The 14,295-nt window shown below is 36.0% G+C and carries 10 protein-coding genes and 1 pseudogene; 10 read left to right on the plus strand and 1 reads right to left on the minus strand.

The annotated features are described in order from the left end of the window. Nucleotide 1 precedes the first annotated feature (1 nt). The 10 genes and pseudogenes from QL989_RS07960 to QL989_RS08005 all read left to right on the plus strand — a co-directional run bounded on the left by QL989_RS07960 (nucleotide 2) and on the right by QL989_RS08005 (nucleotide 13,849). Entirely contained in the window at nucleotides 2-922 is a 921-nt protein-coding gene (locus tag QL989_RS07960; protein WP_075170368.1) for a flagellar motor protein MotB, read from the plus strand. Nucleotides 923-1,075: 153 nt separating this feature from the next. Beyond that, a complete protein-coding gene (locus tag QL989_RS07965; protein WP_290169580.1) occupies nucleotides 1,076-1,561 on the plus strand; it encodes a hypothetical protein in 486 nt (161 codons plus the stop codon). Between the two features lie 75 nt (nucleotides 1,562-1,636). Then, nucleotides 1,637-2,620 (plus strand): annotated as a pseudogene (locus QL989_RS07970) (DNA topoisomerase); the annotation flags it as partial. 80 nt (nucleotides 2,621-2,700) lie between these two features. Then, on the plus strand, nucleotides 2,701-4,287 hold the full coding sequence (locus tag QL989_RS07975) for a site-specific integrase (protein WP_290169583.1): 1,587 nt from the start codon (nucleotides 2,701-2,703) through the stop codon (nucleotides 4,285-4,287). Next, nucleotides 4,277-6,157 carry a hypothetical protein gene (locus QL989_RS07980; RefSeq protein ID WP_290169585.1) on the plus strand — a complete coding sequence of 627 codons (1,881 nt, stop codon included), beginning with the start codon at nucleotides 4,277-4,279 and terminating at the stop codon, nucleotides 6,155-6,157. The genes QL989_RS07975 and QL989_RS07980 overlap by 11 nt, the downstream gene beginning before the upstream one ends. Continuing rightward, nucleotides 6,150-8,108: a hypothetical protein gene (locus QL989_RS07985; protein ID WP_290169586.1), complete on the plus strand. Its 1,959-nt coding sequence runs from the start codon at nucleotides 6,150-6,152 to the stop codon at nucleotides 8,106-8,108. Before QL989_RS07980 ends, QL989_RS07985 begins: the two co-directional genes overlap by 8 nt. Next, nucleotides 8,101-8,553 (plus strand): hypothetical protein, encoded by a 453-nt coding sequence (locus QL989_RS07990; RefSeq protein ID WP_290169588.1) that lies wholly within the window; start codon nucleotides 8,101-8,103, stop codon nucleotides 8,551-8,553. Before QL989_RS07985 ends, QL989_RS07990 begins: the two co-directional genes overlap by 8 nt. 147 nt (nucleotides 8,554-8,700) lie before the next feature. Next, the gene (locus QL989_RS07995; protein WP_290169591.1) at nucleotides 8,701-8,991 is read left to right on the plus strand and encodes a hypothetical protein; all 291 of its coding nucleotides are present in this window, start codon (nucleotides 8,701-8,703) and stop codon (nucleotides 8,989-8,991) included. Nucleotides 8,992-9,035: 44 nt separating this feature from the next. Then, nucleotides 9,036-10,937 carry a site-specific DNA-methyltransferase gene (locus QL989_RS08000; protein ID WP_290169594.1) on the plus strand — a complete coding sequence of 634 codons (1,902 nt, stop codon included), beginning with the start codon at nucleotides 9,036-9,038 and terminating at the stop codon, nucleotides 10,935-10,937. Next, nucleotides 10,937-13,849 (plus strand): type III restriction-modification system endonuclease, encoded by a 2,913-nt coding sequence (locus QL989_RS08005; RefSeq protein ID WP_290169597.1) that lies wholly within the window; start codon nucleotides 10,937-10,939, stop codon nucleotides 13,847-13,849. Before QL989_RS08000 ends, QL989_RS08005 begins: the two co-directional genes overlap by 1 nt. 60 nt (nucleotides 13,850-13,909) lie before the next feature. Here the strand turns inward: QL989_RS08005 and QL989_RS08010 are convergent, their stop codons facing one another. Further along, on the minus strand, nucleotides 13,910-14,155 hold the full coding sequence (locus QL989_RS08010) for a hypothetical protein (protein WP_290169599.1): 246 nt from the start codon (nucleotides 14,153-14,155) through the stop codon (nucleotides 13,910-13,912). Nucleotides 14,156-14,295: the final 140 nt, after the last annotated feature.

Raw genomic sequence — 14,295 nt, forward strand, 5'->3', positions numbered from 1 at the left:
TATGTCTGATGAAGAGTGTAAATGCCCACCCCCAGGGTTACCTGCATGGATGGGGACATTTGCCGATTTAATGTCGCTATTAATGTGCTTTTTTGTACTCTTACTCGCGTTTTCTGAAATGGATGTGCTTAAATTTAAGCAAATTGCAGGCTCTATGAAGTTTGCTTTTGGTGTACAAAATAAAATAGAAGTTAAAGATATTCCAAAAGGCACCTCAGTTATCGCGATGGAGTTTACTCCAGGTAAGCCTGAGCCGACCCCCATTGAAACTATTCAGCAGCAAACAGTTGAAATGACTCAGCAAATGCTAGAGTTTCAGGCGGGCGATGAAAGCTCAGCTGGCGGACGCCAAGAACAACGAGGCGAAAAACGAGGCGGTGAGTCTAGCAGCACCTCAGAAGAAGTTGCTTCAGCGCCTGCTGTTTCTGCTGCCGATCAAGAACAAATAAATGATTTAGTTAAAAAAATTGCACAACAACTCGAAAAGCAAATTATTGATGGGGCTATTGAGCTTGAGTCATTAGGGCAGCAAATCATCATTCGTATAAGAGAAAATGGTTCGTTCCCATCGGGTAGTGCGTTTTTACAACCCCAGTTTAAACCTATTATTCAAGATATTGGCCGCTTACTAAAAGATGTTCCCGGGGAGATCACCGTCTCCGGTCATACTGATGACTTTCAAGTCTCTAATGAGCTTTATATTAATAACTGGGATTTGTCCTCGAAACGGGCTGTTGCGGTCGCAAGTGAGCTGCAAAAAGTTGCTGGTTTTGATAAGACCCGCATGATGGTCGTGGGGCGTGCAGAAACCAGACCTTTAGTGCCGAACGACTCCCGAGAAGATCGAAGACGTAATCGCCGGGTGGAAATATCAATCTTACAAGGCAAGGCGAAAGAATCAGATCCTATTGATATTAGATAGAATTTATTGGTTTTGTTTTTTTTTTAGCATAGAATACACCTTTGTTAACAGATGTAATTAAACTGGAGTGAATATGTTGGATAAGTATTGTAGTATGCCTGGTAACGGTACTGGCGATGACGATGATAAAAAAACGAATTTTACTAAGTAATCATGCCTGATTGGTTTGATAAAGTCTTAGAAATTTTAAATAGTAGCTGGGTGCTTATTTTGAGCCCAGCTATTTTTGTTTTTTATTTACGAAAAGATTTTTGTGCTTTAAGATTTACTTTATTAACAGCCGCTTTTTTTCTTTTTGGTGCTTTAATTCATTCATCGCTCAAAGAGCTTGATGACGGCACTTACATATACCGTTATGTAGTTTGGGCATTAAACGATTTATCTTGGATGGCACTAGTTGCTTATTGGGGTCTGAAAGATAAACTGCATTTGTGGCAATGCGTATTGGGCCAACTTGTGGTTATCGGTGCACCCATCCTGCAGTTGTTTCGTCTAGTTGACCGTCACCTTTGGGATTTATCGTACAGCACTTATATGTATAAAACTTTGCTGCCATTAATTAATGTTGGCACAGTTATAGTATGTTACCTGCCCCTTTTATATATTTTTGCTAATAAGCGAAATAAAGCTTTAAGTTAATAACTACAAAAATACCCCTCGTTTTAAAATGATATGCTAGACTACTGTTTATATGAACAGTGCTAGAGCTTGGTTATGAAACTTTATATTGCTGAAAAACCCTCTTTGGGTCGCGCTATTGCAGACGCACTTCCTAAACCGCATAAAAAGCATGATGGCTATATTGAAGTGGCGAATGGTGATTGCGTATCTTGGTGCATAGGTCATCTGCTCGAGCAAGCAGAACCCGATGACTATGATGAGCGTTTTAAAAAGTGGCGATTTGAACATTTACCTATTGTGCCTGAGCATTGGCAACTTAAAGCAAAGCCTAAAACTCGTAAACAACTCACTATTTTAAAAAAGCTAATCAAACAAGCAACAACACTTGTACATGCTGGTGATCCTGACCGTGAAGGCCAATTATTAATTGATGAAGTTATAGAACAAGCAAAAATCAGCCAAGCAAAAAAACAAAATATTCAGCGTTTATTGATCAGTGACTTAAACTTAACGGCAGTTAAAAAGTCACTAAATAGTATGCGTGCTAACCGTGACTTTATTCCTTTGAGTGTTTCTGCTCTTGCGCGATCTCGTGCTGATTGGTTGTTTGGCATGAACTTGACGCGTGCATACACATTAGCGGGGCAAAAAGCGGGATTTGGTAATGTATTGTCGGTTGGGCGAGTGCAAACACCCATTTTGGGCCTAGTAGTTAATCGCGATAACGAGATAGCAAATTTTGTATCAAAACCATTTTATGAAGTACTTGCTCACCTTGATACACCTAAGGAGCAATCATTTACTGCTAAGTGGATACCAAGTAAAGCGTGTGAGCCTTATCAAGATGAAGAGGGCAGAGTGCTTAACAAAGCTTTAGCTGAAAATGTAACTTCACGTATCGCTAATCAACCAGCAAGCGTAACTGCTCTTGAGCAAAAGCAAAAAAAACAAACCGCGCCGCTTCCCTATAATTTGTCTGCTTTACAAATAGATGCCGCTAAAGCGTTCGGGATGCCAGCGCAAAAAGTGCTCGATACTTGCCAGGTTTTATATGAACGTCATAAGTTAATTACTCACTAAAGCTATTTACTTACTAATATGTAATTGTTGACTTTTAAAGTTGAGAATTAGTTACTTTTATTAGAGTGAGTTATTTAATGACAACCTTCAGGGCAGAGACAACAAGCTTTAAAAATTATACTTATAGAACCCCTATAGTCGAAGCAGATGAATATGGAAAATTAACAGTAAAGCATAGCCAGTATGACCGTGGTGTTCTTATAAAAAAATTAGTTTTGTTAAACGAAGTTGGTTACGACAAAAATAATAAATTAGTTTCATTTAAGCCAATAGATATTGTGAATGAATTTATACTTTCGCACCACTTAGATGATGGCAAGCTAGAGTCATCTCAATTGGCTCAAGGTATGGCACATTACTTTCAGTTTATTATTGATCATCAAAAAAAGTGGGATGATGATTATGATGCTGACGTCTATGATCCAATATATGACGAGCCTAGACCAAGTTGGGACTATTTCCCTAAACGTAAGGTCGAACGGCTTACTTATAAGTATAGGGATACACTTAAAAAGCTTGTTATCGACCCTACGAATAAAGAGAACAGTTTAGCAAGAACAACAGCTAAAGCTTATATTTCTTCAGTAGTCAGGTTCTACAAATATTATCTACGTAAGGGGCTAAAATTTAATAACCCTCCTTTCTCGCATGAAATTATTACGTTAAATCTGCAATCCTCTTCAACGAGTATGAACTCATTCCATCAAAAAGTAATTCATACAACGGATCTCCGTCTGAGCTTTAGTAAACCTCAAGTTAGTAGCGGTATGGCTCTTGAAAACTGTCGTCGTGACTTAAGGCCAATGAGTGATAAGCAATGGATGGTAGCTCAAAATATTTTGACAAAATCACAACGTGTAATTCGTTTTGGTCAAGACGAAAATAAAACGGCTTCGTTGCCTATTGAGTTTTCACTAGGTTTTATGATTTGTCGTTATACAGGTCTTCGAAGAGAAGAAATGGCTAGCCTCCATTTAGGTCAAATTATCAAGCCTAAAAAAGTTATCAAAGAAGGCGAAGAGGTTTATGAAAATGATATTTTAAGACTGAGTGTGGGCGATGGATATGGCTCTTTGACTAAAACTAAAGGCAAAGGTAACAAACCGAGGAAAACTATTATTCCAGCACGGTTAATGGAAGAAATTTATAATTACACCCAATCAGAACGATATTTAAAACGCTTGAATAAATTTAATGACTTTTGCAGAGTTCAAGTTGAAAAAGGTAATACATCTATTTTTGAAGGTGATGATGCTATTGATAAAACTAAAGAGTATCTTTTTATAACGCAAACAGGCGTTCCTTTATTTACTAGACCAAGTGATTTTACAGGGCGTTGGATCGAAGTCAGAAATACCATCAACAACACGCTTGATTTAGAGCATAAAACACTAGCCTCAATACATAACCTTCGCTCTACGTTTGCTGTTGATATATTTAGACGTTTGTTGCGCAACCATGTTAAGCCTGATATTTCATTAGATTATGTAGCTTCACTTCTTGGCCATGAAAACCGTCAAACCACTATGGAGTATTTGAAAATTGCACAGAATGCACCTACTGGAGATGAGATTTATGAAGATGTATTGACTTATTTAGGGGTTTTGAATGGTTTCACTGAACAAATTAATATTCAATTAGATGGGAGTATTAATGGCGCGTAAACGTGTAAACCTCGAAACAACTATAACGCTTAAAAAAGCATCTATTGATATTTTAAACATCGATGATATGGCTTGTCTTAACAAAACAGGAGGAAAATTTGAATTTAAACGGTTACGTTATCGAGGTGTTCCCACAACGATTGCAACAGGCAAAAGAAAAGGAGAGTTTAAAGCTACTGAGCTGATTTTAGCTAATCGTGATGATTTTATCCGTGCGGTCTATAAGCTCATGCCTGATAGTCCTTCTTGTACATTCCATAGCCATATAAAGGTCGGTTTAGTCTCATACTTAAGGTATATTGACGAATATAGCCCGCAGTCTACGCCTTTTTCCTTAGATGAAATGAATAAATGTATCAAACATTTTAATCAGCTGGCCTTGCAAGGTGTGACTACTTCAAGAGCAAGCCGAGTTCGCGCTGCTTTGTCTATTATTTTAAAAGGATTCAATCGTACTCATGATGCTGAAAAATTAGCTTTAGTATCTAATTATCAAGCTAGCGGCAAACAATGTGCGTATGACATTGAAACTGAACTAAAGCCCGTTTCGCGCCTCCTTATAAAAGGTTACCTCGAACTTATTCAACATATAAAAAATGATACGCATCCAGAAGTACATCCTTTTTTTGATGAGGATTTATTCAATAACATGGTAGAAAAATTTGGGTGGAAGAATATAAATATAAAAAAAAATGCGTTCAAACACGCCATGTTGATAAATAACGCTATGAAAAGCCAAAAAGATTTTAGTGATAGGATCTTGCAACGTCAGGCATTATTTAATCAGGCCTCTCGCTGCGCTCTATATTTATTTTTTATGTGGACAGGTATGAATGATTCTGTTTTAAAAAAAATGAAGCGTAGCGATGTTTCCTTTAAAAGCGTTGGTTCTGATGTATATGTTTTTGAAGGTGTTAAAGGAAGAGCCAATTACAAGAGTATTGATCACTCGTTAGGTTTTTCGAAATACGCGAAAAACTTGATAACAGAATGGCTTGAAGTATCAAAAGCTCACTTTATATTAGCTGGTATTAATGATATTGAAGCTCAACCATTTATTCCGTTTGTTGATTCGAATTTGAAAATTAAGAGCTTTTTGGATCATGGTGCAGGTTCGGATAGGATCAATAAACTTATCGAGAAATTATTTCCTTTTAGGATTAATTCTTCACGATTTCGCAAAACTAAATCAGATATTTTAATGCGCGTAACTGAAGATATGTACCTTGTTTCACAGGGGTTGAACAATACAGTAAATGTTGTTGCTAGTTCCTATACATTAGGTGTAAAAGCTGACCATGAACGACATTTATCTGCCACATTTGAATCATTAGCCTTAATTAGTAAAGGTAATACCATCAAAGATTCAGTGAATAATGCCAAGGTACTCCATAGTGATATATTATCTGATTATGACTATAAACAACGTTTACAGCGCAATGATATACAAATGAGCACTATTTCTCCACATGGCATCCGATGCTCTGGAGATAAAGGCAAAAAGGAGCTTATCGAGCGTAAATATAAGAATTTAGCAATAGAAGTTAAAGAAGATGAGAAAAAATGCACAGATTTCTTATCGTGTTTTAACTGCGCAAACCATATTTTAATCGCATCAGAATCTGACATTTGGTTAATGCTATCATTTTATGAACAAGTCGTTGAACTAAAAAATATACCTTCTCAAAATTCCATACCCAAAGAAAAGCTATACCAGTTAGAAACAATACTGAGCAGAACTTTGAATAGATTTAAGCAGAAAGCACCAAAAGAATATGCTGGTGCAGAATTGAAAATGACAAAATCTGATCATCCCTTATTTATGGGAGTGAGAGGGCTTAACGATACTTTGCAGGTTTTTAATGTTTAATACTTTAGAAAAATTAGAGGATGAGTTTAAAAATAATCCTTTTATATCATTTGATTCTGATGGAAATGGTATCTCCCGTATATTTGATGATAAATGGGATTTTGTTTCACGCCGGGAAGCAACTCGCTATGTTCTTTTTCACAAATACCCTCTCGAACATAAGAAAAATATACAAAGCTTTACTGCTAAATTGTTCTTTTCAGAAATGGAGCAAGCGATAGACAATTATGTGTCAGTATCAAAACTGCTGAGAACAAAGAAACTCTTGTGGGCAATAACGAAAATATGGGGTAAATCAGACTTTTCACTTCTTTCAAACAATATAGAGTGGTTTAAGTTTAAGGAAAATATTAAAAGTAGTATGTCGGTAGGTTCGCTTAAGCAAATATCTACTACTTTGAGGCGCTTGAGTAATGCAGGGTTATTAAACCGATACATAGACAGTAAAGCTCTTAATGAGTTATCAAATGAGAAAAAAGGAAAACAACATTTAGCTATCCCTACAACGATATATTCTCAACTTCTTCAACAAGTCGTAGAAGTCATTGAGTTATATCATCCACACAGATTCGAAATCTCATCGGTTATGAGAAAAACGATAGCTCATTTTGATAATGATCTACTTAAAAAAATACACGTTCATAGGTTAGATAAAAATGGAGCAAAATACTTTAATTACACTATGGTGAAATATGGTAATGAACTTGGAAAAGAAATACCTAATTTTAGATTTCACCTTAAAGGTGAATGGATTAAAAGTATAGTAAAGTATTGCTTAATGGTTGTTGTGATGTTTACTGGCATGAGAAGTCGAGAGTCGCGAACTACTAACCCAAATAGCTATAAGATATTCGCTGGTATACCAATGTTGTTTGGTAATACTTATAAAAGTAATAAAGGAGTCGCAAAGGAAGAGGTATGGGTAACCCATCCTATAGCCCTAAAAGCATTAGAGCTTGCCCACGACGCTACTATGTATGCTAGAGAACATTTTAAAAATGTCTTAGAAGAAAACTTTAGCGAAGGCTTAATTAGTAAAGATGAATATGATCGAGGTTCGGAAGAACTAGCGTCGTCATTTATTACAACGAGTTTGAGTAGTGAAAGATATAACAAAGTATTGTCTGGTTATACCTTATCACTTGGGAGCAAAGATTTTTTGAATCTAAAACAACTTGAAATAAAGGCAACTCATGAAGAAGTTGAAGAGTTTAATCTATTAAACCCTGACTGGTATGGTGAATTAAAAATAGGTGGTTCACTACCTAAATTGTCTTTACATGATCTAAGGCGCTCTTTTGCAGTTTTTATGGTAAGGAATAAGCTAGGTAATTTACAAACAATTAAGCACCAGCTCAAACACAAAAATATTAACATGAGTAATTGGTATGCAAATAATGCTGAACTTATTCGGTCTGAGGATTTATTAATTGACAAAAACTTAATGAGTGAAATTGATAAAACGACACAGAACCTAGCTATTGAAGCATTTGATGATATTTATAATGGTACTCAAAATTTATCCGGTGGAGGGAGTGTTCGTATTATAGAAGAGAGAGAAAAATTACTCGGTAAAGGCGAAACTATAGTTTTATCTCGCGATGAATTAGAGTCATTAGTTCGTAATGGTACAAAGTCGATTGTATTATTGCCAACAGGTGGTTACTGTACTAACTCATCATGTGAAAGAGTTTGCTCAATTGAGTCATTTGTAACAGAGAGTAAGCCATGCCAACACTTAATAATTACCGATAAAGGTGCAAAACAAATGGCTGCACAACGTAAACGGCTAATCGTAGCCTTTGAAAGTTTAAATGAAATGGGGGACTATGCGTATAGCCGTATTCTTATTGGCTACACTGTAAAAATTCGTCAACTTGAGCAAACGCTAAAATCACACAATATTGATTTTGAGCCCTTCATATACACCATCAAGGCAAATCATGAGTAGAGATAAACAAATAACAGAAGCTCGCTTATATGAAGCCTTACAGCGACTCTTAGATGGTCAGCAGCGGCACGTTAAGAGAAATGGCCGGTTGACACTAAATAAAATCAACACCGAAGCTCAGCTTGGAAATAGTTATATCCATAAATTTTCTGATTTCGTAGAGCACGCAAAACCTTTAATTAAGAAATATAATGATAACCGAGAAAGGTTGATGGTAGTTGGGTTAGATATTGAAATTAATACCTCACTATCTGAAGTAGATAAGTTAAAATCAGAGTTACTAAGAGAACGAACATTAAAACAAAAGTATCGTAAAGAACGAGATAATGCGCTTCAAGCAAGAAGCTTACTAGAACAAGCTTACTCAGAGCTGGTTAAAAGAGTTGCTGATTTACAGGATGAACGACAAGTGCATGAATACGTTGTTTCACCAATGAAACGATAACTTACTATTTTTATAGTCCCACCTTCATCGATACCGCTAACTATTATCACATCTAATAAAATTTATTCTTCTGTGATTCATTAACAGCACTGTGATTTTGAAACGATATTTGATATCGTTTCAAAAAATAATATTGAAAGCATTAATATGACTTTGATTTCAGGTATTAACAGAGGTAACTGCATTCTAAGCTCTATGGCTAAAGAGCGAGTCAAGAGTGGGGTTATAGATCAAGCACAAATTTTAGGTGTCAAAAACGCATATACAGTTGTTTTTGATGGTTCTGAGTGGGATGGTGAACCATTGGTGTTAAGTAGTTCTAGACAGCCTTACGAACCGCGTATTTTCAAAAGTTTAGACGGGGCTTTAGCTGAGTTGTTGCGTATAGGTCTAACTGAAGCATCAATCAAAATTACTAAAAAAACTGACGCAGAATAAAATCAGTATTACCTAAATCAAGAAAACAAATTCGGATACACAAAATGGCAATTAAAGAAGAAACACTTCATTCGAACATCGAGACAGTGAATAGCAAACAGCTTGCAGTCCTGAAAAAACATTTCCCTCAGTGCTTTGATAAGTCGGGCAACTTCATCCAAGAGAAGATGCTTGAAGTTGTTAATGCAAATGAAGTTGAGCTTTCAAAAGAATCATACACGTTGAATTGGCTTGGTAAGTCTTACGCTCGCTTATTGACTAACCTTCCACCTAAAACATTAATTAATGAAGACATTGCACATAATCAATTAGAGCAAAATAAAAACAGTAAAAACCTTCTTATCAAAGGCGATAACCTAGAAGTGCTTAAACATATGGTTAACGCTTACAGTGAGAAGGTAAAGATGATCTATATCGACCCTCCTTACAACACGGGTTCAGACGGCTTCGTTTACAATGATGATCGTAAATTCACTAAAGAACAATTAGTAGACTTAGCAGGTATAGACCTAGATGAAGCAACTCGTATTTTGGATTTCACGGACAAGGGTTCAAGTAGCCATAGTGCTTGGTTAACTTTCATTTACCCTCGACTGTATATTGCAAGAGAATTACTTGCAGATAATGGTGTGATTTTCATATCAATTGACGATCATGAAGTTAGTCAATTAAAGCTAGTTTGCGATGAAGTTTTTGGTGAGCAAAACTTTTCAGGGAACATAGTTAGAGCCACAGGTCAAACAACAGGACAAGATAGTGGTGGGTTAGGTTCATCTTTCGATTATATTCTCGTATATACAAAATTACAAAATGTCGATCTTAGTGGATTGCCACTCACTGAGCATGATTTAAAAAGGTTTCAAAACAAAGATACCAAAGGTAACTACGCATTCGATCAAATGAGAAAGACAGGGAGTAATGATAGAAGAGAGGATCGACCTAACATGTATTACGCTGTTATTGATCCTGATGGTAACGAGTTATATCCAATTGCTCCTGCTGGTTATGAAAGTTGTTGGCGTTTCGGTAAGCCTACATATGAACAATTAGTCAAAGATGACATGGTTCTTTGGAAAAAAACCAAACGTGATGGCGGTGAAATTTGGTGGCCATATATAAAATACTATCTCGAAGGGAGAACTAAGAGACCATCTCCTTTATGGACAGATCTTGACGGTAACAAAAAAGCAGCTCGAGACTTAAGAGCGTTATTCGATGGTGAAAAGTTATTTAGCTTTCCAAAACCAATACCTGTAATCAAAAACCTGATACATATCACCCCACAGTCATCCCAAGATGACATCATATTAGATTTTTTTGCTGGTTCTGGGTCAACGGCACACGCTGTGCTAGAAGCAAATGCTAATGACAATGGCAATAGACAATTTATAACAGTTCAGATTCCTGAAAAGCTAGATAATTCTTCAGAAGATTATGTGAATATTTTCGATTTAACTAAAGCACGAATCACCAAAGCTGCTGAAAAGATTCGTGAAGAACATCCTGATTTCCATGGTGATCTTGGATTCAAAGTTTTCGAAACTGTAGAAGATTTCAGAGTTGAAGATGATGACAAAGAGCTCTCTTTAATGACGATGACAATGTTTGATGATGTGATGCTTACCGATGAGCAATACCATACGCTTCTTACTACTTGGCGTTTGTATGATGGTAGTGAGTTGACAACACCTGTTCAAGATATTGACCTAGATAATTATATCGCTCACCTTTGTGATAATCGTTTATATATGATTGCATCTGACTTCTCTAGTGATGCTTTGAAAGCTCTTCTTTCGAGACTTGATACAGACAAGGAATTCTCGCCTAATAAAATTGTTTTCTTTAGTAAAAACTTTGATAGCGTGAAGCAAATGGAGCTAAACGAAGCGCTAAAAAGTTACGCTAATAAAAAGTCATTAGAAATTGATCTGGTAGGAAGAAACTAATGTCAAAGGGATTCACATTTGAGAAGAACCTGCCACACCAAAAAGCAGGTGTAGACGCATTGATGAGCATGTTTGTTGGGGCTGAACCTCAACAATCGGACGATCCTATCGTTCGCCTTAGAGCAAACCCTGTTCTTAGTATCACCGACCCTCAATACTATGCGAACATCAAAACAGTTCAAGAATTCAATGGAATCGAACATAAAAGAGAGCATTACAACGCTAAGAGTAACGTTATTGATATTTCGATGGAAACAGGTACAGGTAAGACTTATACCTATACTAAATCCATGTATGATCTCAACAAAGCATTTGGTATCAATAAGTTTATCGTCATCGTCCCAACGCTTTCAATTAAAGCAGGAACAGTCAATTTTCTGAAAAGTGATGCACTTAAAGAACATTTCCGTGATGATTATGAGCGTGAATTAAAAACTTATGTCGTAGAGAGTCAAAAAGGTTCAAGTAAAAAGAATACTAAATCTTTTATGCCTCAAGCGGTTCATGATTTTGTTGAAGCAAATAATTTTAATAAAAAACATATCCACGTATTGATTATCAACTCTGGAATGATTAACTCAAAATCATTGGTTGAGACTTACGACACAGGGTTGTTAGATAACAAATTCGATACACCTATTGATGCTATAAATGCCGTAAGACCGTTTATTATAATTGATGAACCTCACAAGTTCCCTACCGCTAAAAAAACATGGGACAATATCAGTAAGCTTAATGCTCAATACATTATTCGTTTTGGTGCAACTTTCAACGAAGATTACGAGAATTTAGTTTATCGCTTAACGGCTGTTGATGCATTTAACAATGATCTAGTAAAAGGGATTAACGCTTTTATTGAAGATGTTGTTGGTGATGACTTTGCAAACCTTAAACTCACTAAATCAACGGCTAAAGAAGCAACTTTTGAGTTAAACGAAAGTGGAACGAAAACCGTTTATAAACTTGCGAAAGGTGAGCCATTATCAAAGACTCATAGCGAGATTCATGACCTATATATCGAATCACTTAACACAAAAATGGTTGTGTTGAGTAATGGTATCGAACTTAAAGTCGGCAAGTCTATAAATCCTTATTCTTACTCGGACACGCTTGAAGATAATATGATCCGTAAAGCGATTAAGGAACATTTCAAGCTTGAGCGTGAATTATTGACTCAACGCCCAAGAATTAAGCCGTTATCGCTTTTCTTCATTGATGATATTGAAGGTTATCGTGATGGTAACAACCTCTCAGGTAGCCTAAAAACGAAGTTTGAAGAATGGGTTGTCGCAGAAGCTAAAGAATGTTTAAAAGTTGAAACGGATGCTTTCTATAGAGAATACCTAGAAAAGACTGTCAAAGATGTGTCAGTTGTTCATGGTGGCTATTTTTCAAAAGATAATAGTGATAAAGATGAAAAGATTGAACAAGAAATAAGTGAAATTTTACACGATAAAGAGCTACTCCTTTCGTTAGATAATCCAAGACGTTTTATTTTTAGTAAATGGACACTTCGTGAAGGTTGGGATTCACCTAATGTTTTCCAAATTTGTAAACTGCGCTCAAGCGGAAGCACAACATCAAAACTTCAAGAAGTTGGTCGTGGTCTTCGCCTACCTGTAAATGAGTATATGGGGAGAGTGAAAGACCGTGCATTCATGCTTAATTATTATGTGGATTTTACGGAAAAAGATTTTATAACTACTCTTGTTCAAGAGGTAAACGACTCTTCATTCAAAGAGACAGTGCCAAGCAAGTTGACTCAAGAAATCAAAGATAAAATTACAGCCGAATATCCTGATTTATCCTCATTTAAAATTATGTCGGATTTGTTGGGTGAAGGGATTATTGACGAAAATGAAAATCTACTTGGTGCTGATGCTTATACAAAGCTGAAATCTAGGTATCCTAATGCATTCCCAACTGGCGTTAAACCTAACAAAATTAAGGTTGATAATGGTGCTAAAAAAACGTCTAAGATGCGCGTTGGTAAGTTCGATGAGCTAAAAGAGCTTTGGGAGATGGTTAACCAAAAAGCGATTTTAGAATACAAGATTGCAAGTGAAGATGACTTCCTTGAGCTGTTCAAAAATTATCTGATTGAAGAGTCAGATAAGTTCAAGAAAACTGGTGTCCAGACTCGTATTGAAACTGTATACATACATAATGATACTGCAATGTCTAAGTCAATGTTTGGTAACGATGATGATTTCACCAAGTTCTCTACTATGACTTACAAAGAGTTTCTGAATCGTCTATCACAAGAAGCATTTATTAAATTGTCTACACTGCATAAAGCATTCGTAAGCGTGCAAAGCACCATAGATATAACAGATTACTTGAATATTCAAACAGTCCGAAAAATAAAATCAGGATTTAGTAAGTTTTTATTGAACAACTCATTTAATAAATTTGGTCTGGGCTATAACGTTATCTCAAACAGTATGCATCCAACGAAATTTACTGATGTACAAGGTGAACCAAGAAGTGAAGTAATGGCGAGTGACCTCGGTGTTTACAATGATGACGATCTCAAGCCTTTAGATACATACTTGTTTGAAGATGTTTTTTACGATTCTGAACTTGAAAAATTGAACATTACGGATGGTGAAATTGAATCGGTATCTGTGTTCACTAAAATTCCAAAAAACTCAATTAAGATCCCTGTATCTGGTGGTTATTCATACTCTCCTGACTTTGCGTATGTTGTTAAGACAAGTAAGGGCGACTTTTTAAATTTCATTATTGAAACGAAAAATGTTGATGGGAAGGATAGCCTTCGCAAAGAGGAAGAGCGCAAAATTGAACATGCCAAAGTGCTGTTTGAAAAGGTAAGCAAAGAGGTTAAAGTCGACTTTAAAACTCAGTTTGCTGATGATTTAATTTATGATTTGATTAAGCAACATACATAATTAAGTATGGATAATGCCCCTGTATTACAGGGGCATTATCAAATTTTATTATTATACTCGTTATTCGCTAGGTATCATTTTTAAAGCATCCTGTAGTTGCTCTTGAACAATCCCCCCTAAAAAAGAGCTTTTTTGAGCTGCAAATGATGCCGCATTACCCAAAGCCTGTTTATCAAGCCGAGATTTAGCTGCATATGTTGGCTTGACTCTTTTATGAACATCAAACCACCATTTATTGCTATACTTTTTAATTATTTTACTTTTGATGCGATTATATCGCTCTTTACTATCGGCACCTTCATACATTACTAAAACACTAGCCCAGATCATTTTTCGGTGAATGCTTAATGGTTTGTATTCTCTAACTATTAATTCAGCTCTAACATCTGGGTGAAGTAGTAATGTTCCATTTATTATTTTTCTCTCAATCCATTTAGGGGTTTTGC

The organism is Pseudoalteromonas sp. APC 3224 (assembly GCF_030407535.1).
Taxonomy (GTDB): Bacteria; Pseudomonadota; Gammaproteobacteria; order Enterobacterales; family Alteromonadaceae; genus Pseudoalteromonas.

Excerpts from the sequence above, each read along its gene's own strand:
- QL989_RS08000 (WP_290169594.1), top strand. The coding sequence starts at position 9,036 with ATGGCAATTAAAGAAGAAACACTTCATTCGAACATCGAGACAGTGAAT.
- QL989_RS07985 (WP_290169586.1), top strand. The coding sequence starts at position 6,150 with ATGTTTAATACTTTAGAAAAATTAGAGGATGAGTTTAAAAATAATCCT.
- QL989_RS07960 (WP_075170368.1), top strand. The coding sequence starts at position 2 with ATGTCTGATGAAGAGTGTAAATGCCCACCCCCAGGGTTACCTGCATGG.
- QL989_RS07975 (WP_290169583.1), top strand. The coding sequence starts at position 2,701 with ATGACAACCTTCAGGGCAGAGACAACAAGCTTTAAAAATTATACTTAT.
- QL989_RS07990 (WP_290169588.1), top strand. The coding sequence starts at position 8,101 with ATGAGTAGAGATAAACAAATAACAGAAGCTCGCTTATATGAAGCCTTA.
- QL989_RS08010 (WP_290169599.1), bottom strand. The coding sequence starts at position 14,155 with ATGTATGAAGGTGCCGATAGTAAAGAGCGATATAATCGCATCAAAAGT.
- QL989_RS07980 (WP_290169585.1), top strand. The coding sequence starts at position 4,277 with ATGGCGCGTAAACGTGTAAACCTCGAAACAACTATAACGCTTAAAAAA.
- QL989_RS08005 (WP_290169597.1), top strand. The coding sequence starts at position 10,937 with ATGTCAAAGGGATTCACATTTGAGAAGAACCTGCCACACCAAAAAGCA.
- QL989_RS07995 (WP_290169591.1), top strand. The coding sequence starts at position 8,701 with ATGACTTTGATTTCAGGTATTAACAGAGGTAACTGCATTCTAAGCTCT.
- QL989_RS07965 (WP_290169580.1), top strand. The coding sequence starts at position 1,076 with ATGCCTGATTGGTTTGATAAAGTCTTAGAAATTTTAAATAGTAGCTGG.